This window comes from Bacillus sp. bc15, from assembly GCF_900142585.1.
In the GTDB taxonomy this organism is placed as follows: Bacteria; Bacillota; Bacilli; order Bacillales; family Bacillaceae_G; genus Bacillus_A; species Bacillus_A cereus.
The window spans coordinates 286621-301566 of sequence record NZ_FRBJ01000002.1 but is presented as its reverse complement, the minus strand read 5'-3'; the positions used below and the strand labels follow the sequence as shown (position 1 = coordinate 301566).

Here is a 14946-nt window from a genome sequence, read left to right as displayed (position 1 = left end):
ATCTCTAAATGCTGAGATTGTCCTTTTTATTTGTTCTGAGAAAGAACGATTTTTAACGAAAGTTCTTACCACGTGATGAATATAACTATAATAGTACACGATTTATTCAGCTACGTATGGAAGTGGGAGGGACGAGTGTGAAGAATAAAAATAAAAGTTCAACAGTTGGAAAACCGTTGTTATATATTGCGCAAGTAAGTTTAGAACTTGCTGCACCGAAAATAAAAAGGATTATCCTGACAAACTTTGAAAATGAAGATCAAAAAGAGCAAAGTAATAGACATGAAAATATTGTAAGCGGTGCTGTGGAAGAGGTAACAGAACAAGAACAACAAGAACAACAAGAAGAGCAGCAAGGGGAAGAAAAAATAGAAGAAGAAAAAGAAGAACACGCAGAACAAGAAGAGCAAGAACAACAAGAACCAGTAAGAACTGTCCCGTATAATAAATCATTTAAGGATATGAATAATGATGAAAAAATTCATTTTTTATTAAACCGCCCTCATTATATTCCGAAAGTAAGGTGCAGAATAAAAACAGCTACAGTTTCTTATGTTGGATCGATCATATCGTATCGTAATGGCATTGTATCTATTATGCCGCAAAATAGTATGAGAGATATTAGGTTGTCTATAGATGATATCCAATCGATTAGTATGGCTGGCTTTTAAATATGTAAAGGTGGTAGAAAGCTTCTACCACCCCAATAGTTTTTTAGTTTACTTAACGATAGAAACGTCGCGTAAGCATTGAATTGCACAGAAACAGCTTAAATCAACAGTAATACAAGTAGTTGTAGATATTAATCTTGCATTTGGTACAGCTAAAAACGTACAAATTGGATCGTCACCAGGTGGTACCGGAGAACTGTCACCTAAAACTACAGTTAATACACGTAGTACAGCACAGCTATCGTCATCTACACTTTCCACACGGAAAATTGGAGATCGGCAGCTAGTAAGGCTTGCAGATGGTGCGAATGCTTCAAAAGGTTCTCCAGTTTTTGTGTATAAAATAAAAGGGCGTGTATTAGCTACTGATGCAGTATTGTGTGCACCTAAGAATGGGATTTCACAACCAGATCCACATGTTGTTGTAGAACAATCTTGTAATTCATTGATGAATTTTACAACGTCAACTACACAATGAGAAGAGCCATGGTGTTTATTTTCGTTACAACTCATTAATGTCACTCCTTATCTTCTTGTTTGTATTTACATTAATAAGATATTGGAGTCGAGGAGATTTGGTCACAATCTCAAGACCTTTTTTTTTAAATAGGCGAAAGAGGATAAGGGAAGGTGGAATTATGCTGTTTACAAGCTGGCTTTTATTTTTTATTTTTGCGTTAGCTGCTTTTAGGCTCACTCGTTTAATTGTATATGATAAAATAACAGCCTTTTTGCGAAGACCATTTATTGATGAATTAGAGATTACGGAGCCGGATGGAAGTGTATCAACATTTACAAAAGTAAAAGGTAAAGGATTAAGAAAGTGGATTGGTGAATTGTTAAGCTGTTATTGGTGTACAGGTGTATGGGTTAGTGCTTTTTTATTAGTTTTATATAATTGGATTCCTATCATTGCGGAGCCGTTACTTGCATTATTAGCCATTGCAGGTGCAGCAGCAATCATTGAAACAGTTACAGGATATTTTATGGGAGAATAATATTTTTTCATAATAAGAGAAAAAGCGGAGTTTAAAAGAATCAGGGAACGGAAATAAAGAGTTGTTCATATAGTAAATAGACAGAATTGACAGTAGAGGAGATGTTTGCTGTGAGCAATAATCCAAGGCAAAATTCATATGACCTGCAGCAGTGGTATCATATACAGCAACAACACCAAGCACAACAACAGGCATATCAAGAACAATTACAACAACAAGGATTTGTGAAGAAAAAGGGATGCAATTGTGGGAAAAAGAAGAACGCAATAAAACAATATGAAGAATGAAACACTCATGCTACTGTGAGTGTTTTTTATTATATAAAAAGCGGTATTTCTGTATTAGAAATACCGCTTTTTACTAACTAATTTGTGCAACTGTTAATGCTGCTGCGCGGATGTCTACAGTTCCAATTAACTGAACTGGCACAATTTGAATTAAGTCACCAGGATTTAAGTTAATAAGAATAACACCACTGGATACATCTACTTCACCAGTACCAATAACGTTAGAACGAACTGCTGTACCTGATCCAGGAATAATGTTAGCTGGCGTATTTAATGATAAGAAGAAACGACCAGCTTCTGGTGCAACAGGTGAGTTATCAAGACTAATTGTTAATGTATAACTGATTTGATAAATACCAGCTCGTAGAATTCGAATGCCATCTCCGACACTTACTGTATCGTTGATTACAGGAACAGTAATATTTGGATTTGGACTTACGCTAGGTAATAATAGTGGTGTAAATAGTGAAGCAAACTGAGGTGCAGAAGCATTGAAAGCAAAACCAAAGGCAGGTAGTGTACTAGCTGGCTTCGCCTCACAATCGATTTTAGTAAATTCGCAATCAGAAGAGAACATGTTTTTCACTCCTTTATCTGTTTCTACTTTCAGTTAATGAAAAGGACAGGTTCTATGTTCTAGACAAGTTCCCAATTTTAAGAAATTTACATAAGAATACTCTTTAAGCATGGATTGGGTGGCAGAATTATCTGCCACCCAATCCATGCTTAACTCATTATTTAGTTTTAAATAGAAACATCGCGTAAGCATTGAATAGCGCAGAAGCAACTTAAATCAACAGTAATGCAAGTGGAGGTTGATATTAGTCTTGCATTTGGTACAGCTAAAAACGTACAGATTGGGTCGTCACCAGGTGGTACAGCGGTACCATCACCTAAAACTACAGTTAATACACGCAATACAGCACAGTCATCATCATCTATACTTTCTACGCGGAAAATAGGAGATCGGCAACTAGTAAGGCTTGAAGATGGTGCGAATGCTTCAAAAGGTTCTCCAGTTTTTGTGTATAAAATAAAAGGACGTGTATTAGCTACTGATGCATTGTTATGTGCACCTAAAAATGGAACTTCGCAACCAGATCCACATGTTGTCGTTGCACATTCTTGTAGTTCATGTATAAAACGAACAACATTCGATACACAGTTGAAATCACACTCATGTTGATGATCTTCATTACAATTGCAGCTCATTATGTTCACTCCTTCTCGTGAGTTCTGACATACACTATTACAATATGAGTGGGATATGGTTGATATTACGTTAATTCTTATGATAAAAACAAGGAATTTATATAGGAGGGATGTACATAACGCATTATAAAAAAAGACATCCTTATTTAGTGGATGTCTTTTCAGGTAAATCTTTTCGCACAGTATATAAAAAACGAGATATATCTAATTTCTTTCCTCTGAAAAATTGCGGAGAAGAAATGTAAAGTTCTTCTTTCGCACGTGTAATGGCGACATAAAGTAATCGGCGTTCTTCTTCTAATGCTTCAGAAGTTTCCGTAACACGATCATTTGCATCTTTTAAAGAAGAAGTATGCGGCAGGATCCCATCACTCGCTCCAAGTAAAAAGACACATGGAAATTCAAGGCCTTTTGCGTTATGAATTGACATAAGTGAAACGGCATCTTTTTGCGGCATTGTTTTTAATGCTTCCATTTCTTTTTGACCTTGAATTGCTTCGTCAATAAATTGTAAATAAGCTGGAATATCGGTGAAACGAGTTGCAGACTCCATTAATTCTTCCAACATTTCTTCTTGTATGTCTTTATGCATCGTAAAGGAAGAACGATCGTTACTTTGTAAGTACTCTAAATATTTTCCTTTACCATGAATGATTTCTTTTAATGCTTTTTTCGGTTCTAATTCTTTAATAAATTTAATAAAATCAATACGCTCATTTACTTTTTTCACTTGAAAAGGTTTTAAGCTCGGATTTAATAATAAGAAATGAAGAAGAGAAGGAAAACGGCCTTCACCATATTTCCATTGTTCACGCTCAATAAATGAAATACAATCATCACGTCCGATATACATCGTCGGCAATATGTTTGAAAGTGATTCTAGTCGAAACGGCTCAATCACGAGTCTTAAATGATCTAATACAGGCTTAATTAAAGAATGTTCATAAAATGATTGGCTCGCCCCGTGTTTAATAAACGGGATTTTATGAATGGTAAGCTGATCAAGTAACGAACGGCTTACAGAATGTGTGCGATACAGTAAACAAAAATCTTTATAGTTTCGTTCACCGCTATCCACTTTTTCTTGAATGAGCTGTAAAATTTGATTTGCTTCATCAAGAGTCGTAGCAGGTCTTGAATAAAAAGGTTGTACACCTTCCTCACGAACGGAGTATAGCTCTTTATCAAAACGTTCTTGATTTAATTTTATAACTTCATTTCCAAGCCCGACGATAAAGGGATTGGATCGATAATTCGTATTTAGTGCAATGATTGTTGTGTTATCAAATTCTTTTGGAAAAGATAAAATTATTTGGTGACTTGCCCCTCGCCAGCCATAGATAGCTTGATCATCATCACCTGCGATGAACAAATTATTTCTTGGTGTGGCTAACAATTTTACAATTTCATATTGTGCATACGATGTATCTTGAAACTCATCTACTTCAATGTAGTGAAAACGTTGTTGTAATTGAGTTAGTAAAGGAGCATTATTTTCTAACATATAATATGTTTCCAATAAGATGTCATCGAAATCAATATAATTGTATCGTTGTTTTACTTCTTCAAAACGTTCATATACTTCTTTAAATTCTTGTTCCACTGGTGTTTTCGCTTTTACATCTTTCGGACGATTTAATTTGTTTTTCTCAAGTGAAATCATCGCGAGTATCGTTTCCGCATCATAATCGTCTTTTAAACGCAATTCTTTTAAGATTTTCTTTATCATAATTTGTTTATGTTTTTCATTTGCTAAAATTTGCTGATTATACCCTTGACTACGAAGCAATTTTAAGAAAACAGAGTGGAATGTACCAGCAACAACATAGCTACTTGCTGCATGATTCATACCTGGTAACTTCGCAACACGACTTCGGATTTCTTCAGCTGCTTTTTGTGTAAATGTAAGTAATAAAATATTTCGTGGATGAACTTGTTTTACATTTACTAAATAACCAACGCGAGTTGTTAAAACAGATGTTTTCCCGCTTCCAGCACCAGCTAGTGTGAGAACAGGACCTTCTGTTGTGCGCACGGCTTCTAATTGTTTTTCATTTAAAAAAACATTTTGTTGTTCGAGAGCGCGGAAATAAGCCGCATCTACATCTTCTTCCATAATTAAATGGGTAGATGTTTTCGGAATATGATATGTCGCACGCGGAATATCGGCGTGTGTTAACGATTTTTGTGAAAATTTTTCTTGTGTCATATGTTCACCTTCAAAACTATAGCATCAACATTTAACTTTAGCGGAAGAAAAAGAAAATAGCAATGTAAAAAACAGGAGGGGTCACCTCCTGCTTTCAAATTACAATTCTTTTATCATTACGACGTGCGGGATATTTGCTTCCATAAATACATCAGAACTCGTTACATAGCCAAGTTTTTTATAGAAATCTTCAGCATGTGTTTGAGCATGAAGTTTCAATTTTGGTAGCGAATTTTCTTTTGCATACGCTTCAAGCGCATCCATAACAATTTTTCCGATACCTTTTTTACGATGGGAACCTAGCACGCAAATGCGTTCCATTTTCCCTATACCATCAAGGGTGCGAAAACGTCCAGCACCAACTGGAACATCATTGTCATATATAACAACGTGTGCTGAAGTTTCTTCAAACTCATCGTACTCTTCTTCAGCAGAGACACGTTGTTCATTTACAAACACTTGTTTACGTACAGAGAATGCATCTCTTAGTTGTTCGTCCGTTTGTACAATCTGTGCGTGCAAATTAGTTGTTCCCCTTTCCAAGGTGGAATGTTTCGTGTACAGTCCATGTTCCATTTTCTAATTGATATAGAAGATGGAAACGATCAATTGGTTGTTCATAATAGAAATCTTTCATACGTAATCGACCCAATACATCAGCATGCTCTGCATCTGATAAGCCTTGTCCGATTGTTAAGTGAGGTACGAAAGCATATTCGCGTTCTTGTGTGAATAACCCGCCATGCATTTCTTCATTTAAGAAAGTAAGTTCAGGTGTTTTTTCTACTTTAAAATAAAGGACGTTATTAACAGGTGCGAATGAACCAACTTTCCCAACATGAAGGGTGAAAGGATTCGTTTTACCTGCGATTGTATGTAGCTCGTTTACAATCGATTCTAATTGTTCATCTTGCGTCTCAAAGGGTGTTTTCAATGTAATATGTGGCGGAACTAATGCGTAGTGCGGGTCATAACGCTTACGCAATCCGTTCGCTTTATCTTGAATCATTTTAGATGGAAAAATTACAATGCCTAATTTCATGTTCCAATTCCTCCCTTTGTAAGTCTAGTTAGATTTTGAGATAAATAAATCTCTTTATCTATTATATCAAATTATTCTGAATACTGCTCTCTATTATTTCATTGATAGAATATGAGAGAAGGCTTTCGGTAAATCAGTTTGCCAATATTTCCAAGTATGATTACCTTCAAACTCCTCGTAATGCGTAATGAAATTTCTATCTGTGAGAAGTGTATTTAACTCACGGTTTGGTTCTACGAAATCAGATACTTGTCCATCAGTACGCTTTACAGCCGTTTCTTCTGTACCAATGACGTGATACAGTTCTAATGCTTGTGGATCTTTGAAGTCTTTTGCTAAGTTCATCACTGTCTCATCCACAAATGGTGATTGCATAACGACTTTACCGAATGTATGCGGATACATAAGTGCAGTCATAAAGGAAACTGTTCCGCCAAGAGAATCACCAATTAAAACACGACCTTTTCCCATTTGGTACGTTGGATAATTTTCATCAATATATGGTGCAAGTTCATGAGCAAGGAAACGAATATATGCAGCATTTTTCACTTCACTTGGGAAATATTTTTCTTTACGATCCTGTACATTTTTATATGGAATACCGACAATAATTGTACGGTCAATTTCTTCAGTTTCACGAAGGCGCTCAATTACACGGTGCGCTTTACCAAGCTGAAAATAATCTCTACCATCTTGTGCAATTACAACTGTATGTTTGTGCAGTGGTGTGTAATTTACTGGCAAATAAACGAGAAGCGTAACGTCTTCTTGAAGTGATGCGCTATAAAATGAAATTTCTTCAATTCTCCCTATTGTTTGACTCATGTAGATCCCCCTAAATAAAAATTTACTGTAACGATTGTAAGAGCGACGCTTGTAGTGAAAAAGGAAATAAATATTCACTAATTGGTGCCTTAATTTCTATTTTACCATAATGGTACGAAGAATCTAAAAAATTAGTATTTAAGTTACGAAAGAAAACGGATATAATGAAGTGGGATTTTTGACAGGTGAGAGGGGAGACAGGATTTGAAACAAGAAAAATCAATCGCACTACCATTGGCTATTTCTATAATTGCTATTTCCTTTGCAGCAGTTTTTGTAAAGATGTCCTCAGCACCATCTTCAATATTAAGTATGTACCGCTTATGGATTATCGTACTTATTATGCTGCCTATCGTATGGAAAAAAAGAGAGGAATTTAATAGGATTCAAATGAAAGATTGGGGCTTTTTAATTGGATCTGGTTTCTTTTTAGCACTTCATTTTCTTTTATGGTTTGAATCTTTAAAGCATACAACAGTTGCTAGTTCAACAATTATTTTGGCACTTCAACCGATCGTATCTTTAGTTGGAGGTTTTTTTCTGTTTAAAGAAAGAACAACATATTCAGCCATTGCAACGATGGGAATCGCTATTCTAGGCGTAATGTGCATTGGTTGGGGAGATTTAGGTTTAAGTAAGCAAGCAATTTATGGAGACATATTATCCTTTCTAAGTGTAATAGCAGTTGTCGGTTATTTATTTATCGGGCAAACGACAGTAAAGAAAGTATCACACTGGATTTATAGCTTTACAGTCTTTGCATTCGCAGGTCTTTTTATGGGGATTTATAATGTCATATTGCAAGTACCCTTTACAGGTTATACGAAGTGGGATTGGACCGTTTTTCTTTTACTTGCGGTTGTGCCGACAGTGTCACATGTAATTAATAACTGGCTATTAAATTATGTAAATGCAACGACAATTTCAATGAGTATTTTAGGAGAACCTGTTGGAGCATCTATACTTGCGTTCTTCTTACTTGGAGAAAAATTAAATGCAATGCAAATTATCGGTAGCATGCTCGTATTGTTTGGTGTATCTGTTTTCTTACTGCAGCAACAAAAGCGAACAGCAAAAAATGTCGTAAACGAGCCGGTGTACACACAGGAATTATAGTGTTAGGGGAGAAAAGAGAAGTTGTGATACTTCTCTTTTTGTTTTATAGAAATACGGGCGTAGAAGGGGAAGGGAAATGGAGTTTCCATCAAAAAAAGATACATGGTTATATCCAATTTTTTTTATTGTTTTGGGTGCTTGTTTTGCACCAATTTTTGTAGGGAGAGAATATTTTCTTTTGCTTTTTACAATTCCATTAGCAATGTTGTTTAGCTGGAGTTGTTTTTTGGCAAAATATATTGCCCGGGAAGAAATAATTACGATTAGATCGGGTCTCGTTACAAAACGTATTTTTATACGAGATATAAAACAAATTTCAAATACGAAAAATCCAATAGCAGCCCATGCATTATCATTTGACCGACTTGAAATTGTTTACGATACACATAAAACAGAAAGTATTTCTCCAAGAAATAAAGAACAATTTATTAATCTTGTAAAAAGTAAAAACTCAAATATTGAAATCAAGTAAAAGAGTGGCTACGAAGCCACTCTTTTACTTTGGATTTGTCATATAAGGTTGTACATGAATGACACATAGGTCACGGAATTTGCCTTCAGCAGTTGTGACAATTACGACTGCTCTACCTGCGCTTTTTCCAGTAATTGTCACGGTGTCACCTTTTGGATATATGGTGATGATATCAGAATTCATATTTGACCAAATAAGCTCTTTATTCGTTGCTTGTATTGGCAAAATGGAAGCTGATAACACAATGTTTTGTCCCGTTTTTATTTTTAATTTATGTTTTTCCATATGAACACCGATGACTGAAATAACAGAAGGAGCAATTGAAATTTTAGGCGGGTTAGGTTGCATGTTTAAACAAGACGCAGAAGTATTTGTGATAGGTGAAAATTTTCGTGTTTGTTGTTGCTGGAAAGCTGCTAACATGTTGGAGTCCCCTTTCTGTATAAGTGCTGATACTCATACTATAAAGGAGTAGTGTTATGTTAAATTTAACGAAACATAAAGAATTTGTTAAATTTGATAAGAAGATTGTCGAACTGTAAAAATCTCTGCTGTTACGATAACAGCAGAGATTTTTTTATAAATTATGACGATGTTGTTTTTCGAAATCCTCAAATTGCTCTTCAACTTCTTTTGAAGGTTGTGTTAGTAAACTAACAATTACGATGGCTAGTAAACTAATAGCGAAACCTGGAATCATTTCATATAAGAAATCTTTTAAGAATTTGAATTGAGTCCATATAATAACAGTAGCGGCACCAGAAATCATACCAGCAAGCGCGCCCCATTTCGTCATACGTTTCCAATATAAGCTTAATAAAATAGCAGGTCCGAATGAAGAACCGAACCCAGCCCAAGCGTATCCAACAAGAGCTAAAATCGTATCATTTTGTTTAAGCGCTAATGCACATCCAATTAAAGCGATAACAAGAACAGCCATACGACCGACAAATACAAGTTCTTTATCAGAAGCATCACGCTTAAAGAATGTTCTATATAAGTCTTCTGTTACTGCACTCGAAGTAACGAGAAGTTGAGAAGAAATTGTACTCATAATAGCTGCTAAAATAGCTGCTAATAAAAATCCAGTAATAAGTGGATGGAATAAAATAGTGCCAAGTTCAACGAAAATCGTTTCTGGATCAGAAAGTTTTAAACCTGCTTTTGAATAGTATGCAATACCGATAAGGCCAGTAAACATAGCTCCAGCAACAGAGAAAATCATCCAGCTCATACCAATACGTCGTGCACTTTTAATTTCTTTTACAGAAGAAATCGCCATAAAGCGTACAATAATATGTGGTTGTCCAACATAACCAAGGCCCCATGCGAATAATGAAATAATTCCTAATACAGAAGTACCTTTAAAAATATCTAATAATGCCGGATCGATAGATTTAATTGTTTCAAATGCTGGACCAAGTCCATTTACGTGCATAATTGTTACGACTGGAACAAGAATAAGAGCGACTACCATAATGATTCCTTGCACGAAGTCTGTCCAACTTACAGCTAAAAATCCACCAAATAATGTGTAAGCTACGACAACTCCACCAACGATAAGAAGACCAACATGGTAATTGAGTCCAAATGAATTTTCGAATAATACAGCACCAGAGACAAATCCTGAAGCTACATAAAACGTGAAAAATATCATAATAACAAGTCCAGATACTAAACGTAGCATATGGGATTTGTCGTGGAAACGGTGTTCCAAAAATTCTGGGATAGTAATAGAGTTATTTGCAATTTCAGAGTAGGTACGTAAGCGAGGAGCGACATAAAGCCAGTTTGCATATGCGCCTAATGTTAGGCCAATCGCAATCCAGCTACTACTTAATCCAACGCTAAACATTGCACCGGGTAAGCCCATTAAAAGCCAACCACTCATATCAGCTGCTCCAGCACTTAATGCTGTTACTGCGGGGCCTAGTGTACGCCCGCCAAGCATATAATCTGTTAAGTTGGATGTTTGCTTATAAGCGAAATAGCCGATAATTAGCATCCCAAGCATGTAAATAGAGATAGAAGTTAAAATTAACATCTGCGTACTCATGTAGTTCCCCTTTCTTTTGTCATGTCTTTTGATGCGTTATGCATATTTATCCCGCATGAACGGGCAGTAAAACTCCCACCTTAAAATTGGATGGGCAAGGAAGTTAGGTGGGAGATCAACTGCCCGTAAATGCCCGATTAGTTCAACTAATAATAAGTGGGGGATGAACAAAACCCCTACTGATTAAAGTTTCACTTTATAATCTATCATGATTATTCTGAAAAATCCATATAGAAATACGAATTTTCAGAAATGTAAGCGTTTTTTGATGTTATTTTACTTTTTTAATATATAATATTCATACAAAAAACCTTATTTTTAATAGAGTATTTATTATATTTACATAAAAAGAGGTTGTTTTGTCAATATAATATTGAAAGGAAAGAAAAATAAAATTTTTAAAAAAGTATTGACTTGTGAAAAAAGTCAGGTCTATAATGAGTGCAACTTAAAAAAATGCAAGCGTTGATGAAGAAGAGTACACATGATGAACATGTCAGAGAGCTGATGGTTGGTGCGAATCAGTATGGAATTGATGTGGAATGGGCTTCGGAGCTTCCAAACCGAAACGAAAGAAGTAGGCTTTGGCGACATGATCTCATCGATACAAGAGACACGTATTGTTTTTGATACGGTAAAGTGCGTTACATTTGTAACGAATTAAGGTGGCACCACGGGAGTACCCGTCCTTTCTATAGGATGAGTACTCCCTTTTTGTGTATAAAAAATTAAATAAATGAAATCGTTTAAGTAAGAAGAGTACGTATATTGGAGACGTTACAGAGAGCCGGGAATAGGTGGGAGCCCGGTACGGTGCCATATACGGAATGGGCTTACGAGAGGTATGCTGAACAATTATTTTTAGTAGGCAACCCGGGTTCCGCCGTTACAAGGATAAGGTATAAAATTTGTACCTGAACAAAGCGGGATGCTTTTGCATCCAACACGAGGTGGTACCGCGGTATATTTATCGTCCTCTACATATTTTCGATATGTAGGGGACTTTTTTATTTTTCAGAGTGAGGTGAAGGACATGATGACGAAAGAAGAATTTATAAAACAAAAAAGAGAGAGAAAGACATTTTTAGTAATTACTGAAGAAGAAGGAGATAGCATTACGCCAATTTCTTTATATAGACGTATGAAAGGAAAGAAGAAATTTTTATTAGAAAGTTCACAGCTTCATCAAGATAAAGGGCGTTATTCTTACTTAGGATGTAATCCTTATGAAGAAGTAAAAAGCGTTGGTACGGAAGTAGAACGAACGATTTTCGGCCGGGCAGAAAAGTTACAAGGTAACGTACTACAAGTGTTAGAAGAAATAATCGCACCATCACAAGTAGACAGCCCATTTCCATTTTGCGGAGGAGCAGTTGGTTATATTGGATATGATGTCATTCGGCAGTATGAAAACATTGGAGCGGATTTACACGACCCATTAAATATTCCGGAAGTACACCTCTTACTATATCGTGAGTTTATCGTTTACGATCATTTACGCCAAAGGTTGTCGTTTGTATATGTATGCAGGGAAGATGATTCAGCAGATTATGAGGAAGTATACGAAAGGCTACGAGTATACAAAGAGGAAGTGCTACAAGGAGAAGAAACTGAAGTAAATGCAATACAATCCACATTATCATTCACTTCTTCTATAACGGAAAAAGAGTTTTGTGGGATGGTAGAAATGGCGAAAGAACATATAAGAGCTGGAGACATATTCCAAGTCGTACTGTCACAGCGTTTACAAAGTGAATGTATTGGTGATCCATTCGCGTTATACCGAAAACTTCGAATTGCAAATCCATCACCATATATGTTCTATATCGATTTTCAAGATTATGTTGTACTCGGTTCTTCACCGGAAAGTTTGCTATCAGTAAGAGAGAATAAAGTGATGACGAATCCAATTGCTGGTACAAGACCGAGGGGGAAAACGAAAAGGGAAGATGAGGAAATCGAAAAAGAACTGTTAGGCAATGAGAAAGAGCGAGCAGAGCATATGATGCTTGTAGATCTTGGGCGAAACGATATTGGTAGAGTGAGCGAAATCGGCTCGGTTACGATAGATAAATATATGAAAGTAGAAAAATACTCTCACGTTATGCACATTGTATCTGAAGTTTACGGAATATTGCGGAAACAAATGAGCGGATTTGATGCATTAGCGTATTGCCTACCAGCAGGAACAGTGTCGGGAGCTCCGAAAATTAGAGCGATGGAAATTATAAATGAGCTAGAGAATGAAAAAAGAAATGTATACGCCGGAGCAGTTGGATACGTTAGTTTTTCAGGAAATCTTGATATGGCGCTCGCCATTCGAACGATGGTCGTAAAGGATGAAAAAGCATACGTTCAAGCAGGAGCAGGAGTCGTTTACGATTCAGATCCAGTAGCTGAATATGAAGAAACATTAAATAAAGCGAGAGCGCTTTTGGAGGTTATGAAATGATTGTACTTATCGATAATTACGATTCGTTCACATATAACTTGTACCAACTGTTAGGCGAACATGAAGAAGAAATTGTAGTTGTAAGAAATGATGAAATAACGATAGAACAGTTAGAAGAGATGAATCCAAGAGGAATTGTACTTTCACCAGGACCAGGAAAACCAGAGGATGCCGGCATTTGTATCGACGTCATCCGCCATTTTTATAAGAACGTTCCCATATTAGGGATTTGTCTAGGCCACCAAGCGATCATAGCTGCATTTGGAGGAGACATTGTTAGAGCAGAACGTATTAAACACGGAAAAACATCGCGTGTGAAACATAACGGAACGTCAATCTTTTCATACGCTACACAGCCGCTAACGGCGATGCGCTATCATTCCCTTGTTGCAGAGCACACGAGCTTGCCAAAGTGTTTTGACATATTAGCGACAGCGATGGACGATGGAGAAATAATGGCAGTCCGTCACAATTATTATCCGCTCTTCGGATTACAGTTTCATCCGGAATCAATCGCAACAGAAGAAGGCGGAAAGTTAATACGTGCCTTTTTAACAGAAGTAAAAGAGGAGGAAAGAGTATGAATAACTATCTTCGTAAATTAGTGGAGGGTCAACATTTAACAGAAGAGGAAATGTATAAAGCAGGACTACTTTTATTAAGTGAAAACATATTAGAAAGTGAAATTGCAGCTTTCTTAGTCTTACTGAAAGCGAAAGGTGAAACTGCAGAAGAAATATACGGCCTTGTTCGAGCTCTTCGCGAAAAGGCACTACCATTTTCGAACCATATACAAGGAGCAATGGACAATTGCGGGACGGGTGGTGACGGTGCTCAAACGTTTAATATTAGCACAACATCAGCATTCGTACTGGCAGGAGCAGGTGTAAAGGTTGCAAAACATGGTAATCGTGCTGTTTCTAGTAAAACAGGAAGTGCAGACTTATTAGAAGAACTAGGTGTAAATATTAGTAGTACGCCAAGCGAAATTGATTATTTACTAGAGCATGTAGGTATTGCATTTTTATTTGCACCAGCGATGCATCCAGCACTAAGGCGCATTATGAAAATAAGAAAAGAATTAAACGTACCGACGATCTTTAACTTAATTGGCCCTTTAACAAATCCAGTGAATTTAGAAACACAATTTGTCGGTATTTATAAACGAGATATGTTATTACCAGTTGCACAAGTATTACAAAAATTAGGCCGGAAACAAGCGCTTGTCGTAAATGGAAGTGGTTTTTTAGATGAAGCATCATTACAAGGGGAAAATCATGTAGTCCTTTTAAAAGATAATGAAATAGTGGAAATGAGTATTGATCCAGAAAAGTATGGTTTTTCAAGAGTGAAAAATGAAGAAATTAGAGGGGGGAATTCAAAAGAAAATGCAAAGATTACAGTCGGCGTATTGAGCGGAGAAAAGAGTGTTTATCGCGATACAGTTTTATTAAATGCAGGTCTAGCTCTTTTCGCAAATGGAAAAACGGAAACGATTGAAGAAGGAATTAAACTCGCGGCACATAGCATTGACTCTGGAAAAGCATTAGCCAAATTAAACTTATTAATTGTAGCAAGCAACGAAAAATTAGAAAGGGTGAACTAA

17 protein-coding genes and 2 other annotated features are annotated in these 14946 nt (G+C 36.3%); of the genes, 8 read left to right on the top strand and 9 right to left on the bottom strand.

The window, feature by feature from the left end:
- Positions 1 to 116 precede the first annotated feature (116 nt).
- Positions 117 to 671 carry a spore coat CotO family protein gene (locus tag BUA87_RS11385; protein WP_072939705.1) on the top strand — a complete coding sequence of 185 codons (555 nt, stop codon included), beginning with the start codon at positions 117 to 119 and terminating at the stop codon, positions 669 to 671.
- Between the two features lie 48 nt (positions 672 to 719).
- Here the strand turns inward: BUA87_RS11385 and exsY are convergent, their stop codons facing one another.
- Positions 720 to 1184 carry an exosporium assembly protein ExsY gene (exsY, locus tag BUA87_RS11380; RefSeq protein WP_001277740.1) on the bottom strand — a complete coding sequence of 155 codons (465 nt, stop codon included), beginning with the start codon at positions 1182 to 1184 and terminating at the stop codon, positions 720 to 722.
- A gap of 125 nt (positions 1185 to 1309) precedes the next feature.
- Here exsY and BUA87_RS11375 point away from each other — a divergent pair, with 125 nt between their 5' ends.
- Both BUA87_RS11375 and BUA87_RS11370 read left to right on the top strand, forming a co-directional pair.
- Complete coding sequence (locus BUA87_RS11375) at positions 1310 to 1669, top strand: DUF1360 domain-containing protein (RefSeq protein ID WP_000899660.1); 360 nt, start codon at positions 1310 to 1312, stop codon at positions 1667 to 1669.
- Positions 1670 to 1770: 101 nt separating this feature from the next.
- Positions 1771 to 1956, top strand: a complete 186-nt coding sequence (locus tag BUA87_RS11370) for a hypothetical protein (protein ID WP_023521433.1) — start codon at positions 1771 to 1773, stop codon at positions 1954 to 1956.
- 73 nt (positions 1957 to 2029) lie between these two features.
- Here BUA87_RS11370 and exsF read toward each other — a convergent pair whose 3' ends face one another.
- The 6 genes from exsF to BUA87_RS11340 all read right to left on the bottom strand — a co-directional run bounded on the left by exsF (position 2030) and on the right by BUA87_RS11340 (position 7244).
- A complete protein-coding gene (gene exsF / locus BUA87_RS11365; protein ID WP_000492939.1) occupies positions 2030 to 2533 on the bottom strand; it encodes an exosporium protein ExsF in 504 nt (167 codons plus the stop codon).
- 167 nt (positions 2534 to 2700) lie between these two features.
- Positions 2701 to 3168, bottom strand: a complete 468-nt coding sequence (gene cotY / locus BUA87_RS11360) for a spore coat protein CotY (RefSeq protein ID WP_001277719.1) — start codon at positions 3166 to 3168, stop codon at positions 2701 to 2703.
- Between the two features lie 142 nt (positions 3169 to 3310).
- Complete coding sequence (locus tag BUA87_RS11355) at positions 3311 to 5377, bottom strand: ATP-dependent helicase (RefSeq protein WP_072939702.1); 2067 nt, start codon at positions 5375 to 5377, stop codon at positions 3311 to 3313.
- A 99-nt stretch (positions 5378 to 5476) separates the two neighbouring features.
- Positions 5477 to 5899: a GNAT family N-acetyltransferase gene (locus BUA87_RS11350; RefSeq protein WP_072939699.1), complete on the bottom strand. Its 423-nt coding sequence runs from the start codon at positions 5897 to 5899 to the stop codon at positions 5477 to 5479.
- Between the two features lies 1 nt (position 5900).
- A complete protein-coding gene (locus BUA87_RS11345; protein WP_000765871.1) occupies positions 5901 to 6419 on the bottom strand; it encodes a YjcG family protein in 519 nt (172 codons plus the stop codon).
- A gap of 93 nt (positions 6420 to 6512) precedes the next feature.
- On the bottom strand, positions 6513 to 7244 hold the full coding sequence (locus BUA87_RS11340) for an alpha/beta hydrolase (protein WP_000084015.1): 732 nt from the start codon (positions 7242 to 7244) through the stop codon (positions 6513 to 6515).
- A 204-nt stretch (positions 7245 to 7448) separates the two neighbouring features.
- Here BUA87_RS11340 and BUA87_RS11335 point away from each other — a divergent pair, with 204 nt between their 5' ends.
- Both BUA87_RS11335 and BUA87_RS11330 read left to right on the top strand, forming a co-directional pair.
- Entirely contained in the window at positions 7449 to 8360 is a 912-nt protein-coding gene (locus tag BUA87_RS11335) for a DMT family transporter (protein ID WP_000806939.1), read from the top strand.
- Positions 8361 to 8436: 76 nt separating this feature from the next.
- The gene (locus BUA87_RS11330) at positions 8437 to 8832 is read left to right on the top strand and encodes a PH domain-containing protein (RefSeq protein WP_016513133.1); all 396 of its coding nucleotides are present in this window, start codon (positions 8437 to 8439) and stop codon (positions 8830 to 8832) included.
- Positions 8833 to 8856: 24 nt separating this feature from the next.
- On the opposite strand, the gene BUA87_RS11325 is transcribed toward BUA87_RS11330, so the two are convergent.
- Together BUA87_RS11325 and putP are read right to left on the bottom strand one after the other, a co-directional pair.
- Positions 8857 to 9255, bottom strand: coding sequence for an Ig-like domain-containing protein (locus BUA87_RS11325; RefSeq protein WP_000878735.1), 399 nt, complete (start codon positions 9253 to 9255; stop codon positions 8857 to 8859).
- Between the two features lie 154 nt (positions 9256 to 9409).
- Positions 9410 to 10888 carry a sodium/proline symporter PutP gene (gene putP / locus BUA87_RS11320; protein WP_000107190.1) on the bottom strand — a complete coding sequence of 493 codons (1479 nt, stop codon included), beginning with the start codon at positions 10886 to 10888 and terminating at the stop codon, positions 9410 to 9412.
- 456 nt (positions 10889 to 11344) lie between these two features.
- Positions 11345 to 11582: a binding site (T-box leader), on the top strand.
- Positions 11583 to 11624: 42 nt separating this feature from the next.
- Positions 11625 to 11869: a binding site (T-box leader), on the top strand.
- Between the two features lie 52 nt (positions 11870 to 11921).
- On the opposite strand from putP, the gene trpE reads away from it, so the two are divergent.
- The 3 genes from trpE to trpD are packed head-to-tail and all read left to right on the top strand — an operon-like array spanning position 11922 to position 14946.
- Positions 11922 to 13340 (top strand): anthranilate synthase component I, encoded by a 1419-nt coding sequence (gene trpE, locus BUA87_RS11310; RefSeq protein WP_002093911.1) that lies wholly within the window; start codon positions 11922 to 11924, stop codon positions 13338 to 13340.
- Positions 13337 to 13924, top strand: a complete 588-nt coding sequence (locus BUA87_RS11305; protein WP_000636319.1) for an aminodeoxychorismate/anthranilate synthase component II — start codon at positions 13337 to 13339, stop codon at positions 13922 to 13924. Before trpE ends, BUA87_RS11305 begins: the two co-directional genes overlap by 4 nt.
- Positions 13921 to 14946 (top strand): anthranilate phosphoribosyltransferase, encoded by a 1026-nt coding sequence (gene trpD, locus BUA87_RS11300; RefSeq protein ID WP_001067370.1) that lies wholly within the window; start codon positions 13921 to 13923, stop codon positions 14944 to 14946. Before BUA87_RS11305 ends, trpD begins: the two co-directional genes overlap by 4 nt.

What these genes read in the sequence shown, in the direction of transcription:
- cotY (WP_001277719.1), bottom strand. Translation starts at nt 3,168, where the DNA reads ATGAGCTGCAATTGTAATGAAGATCATCAACATGAGTGTGATTTCAAC.
- BUA87_RS11325 (WP_000878735.1), bottom strand. Translation starts at nt 9,255, where the DNA reads ATGTTAGCAGCTTTCCAGCAACAACAAACACGAAAATTTTCACCTATC.
- BUA87_RS11345 (WP_000765871.1), bottom strand. Translation starts at nt 6,419, where the DNA reads ATGAAATTAGGCATTGTAATTTTTCCATCTAAAATGATTCAAGATAAA.
- trpE (WP_002093911.1), top strand. Translation starts at nt 11,922, where the DNA reads ATGATGACGAAAGAAGAATTTATAAAACAAAAAAGAGAGAGAAAGACA.
- BUA87_RS11305 (WP_000636319.1), top strand. Translation starts at nt 13,337, where the DNA reads ATGATTGTACTTATCGATAATTACGATTCGTTCACATATAACTTGTAC.
- BUA87_RS11355 (WP_072939702.1), bottom strand. Translation starts at nt 5,377, where the DNA reads ATGACACAAGAAAAATTTTCACAAAAATCGTTAACACACGCCGATATT.
- exsF (WP_000492939.1), bottom strand. Translation starts at nt 2,533, where the DNA reads ATGTTCTCTTCTGATTGCGAATTTACTAAAATCGATTGTGAGGCGAAG.
- trpD (WP_001067370.1), top strand. Translation starts at nt 13,921, where the DNA reads ATGAATAACTATCTTCGTAAATTAGTGGAGGGTCAACATTTAACAGAA.
- BUA87_RS11375 (WP_000899660.1), top strand. Translation starts at nt 1,310, where the DNA reads ATGCTGTTTACAAGCTGGCTTTTATTTTTTATTTTTGCGTTAGCTGCT.
- BUA87_RS11330 (WP_016513133.1), top strand. Translation starts at nt 8,437, where the DNA reads ATGGAGTTTCCATCAAAAAAAGATACATGGTTATATCCAATTTTTTTT.
- BUA87_RS11340 (WP_000084015.1), bottom strand. Translation starts at nt 7,244, where the DNA reads ATGAGTCAAACAATAGGGAGAATTGAAGAAATTTCATTTTATAGCGCA.
- putP (WP_000107190.1), bottom strand. Translation starts at nt 10,888, where the DNA reads ATGAGTACGCAGATGTTAATTTTAACTTCTATCTCTATTTACATGCTT.
- exsY (WP_001277740.1), bottom strand. Translation starts at nt 1,184, where the DNA reads ATGAGTTGTAACGAAAATAAACACCATGGCTCTTCTCATTGTGTAGTT.
- BUA87_RS11385 (WP_072939705.1), top strand. Translation starts at nt 117, where the DNA reads ATGGAAGTGGGAGGGACGAGTGTGAAGAATAAAAATAAAAGTTCAACA.
- BUA87_RS11370 (WP_023521433.1), top strand. Translation starts at nt 1,771, where the DNA reads ATGTTTGCTGTGAGCAATAATCCAAGGCAAAATTCATATGACCTGCAG.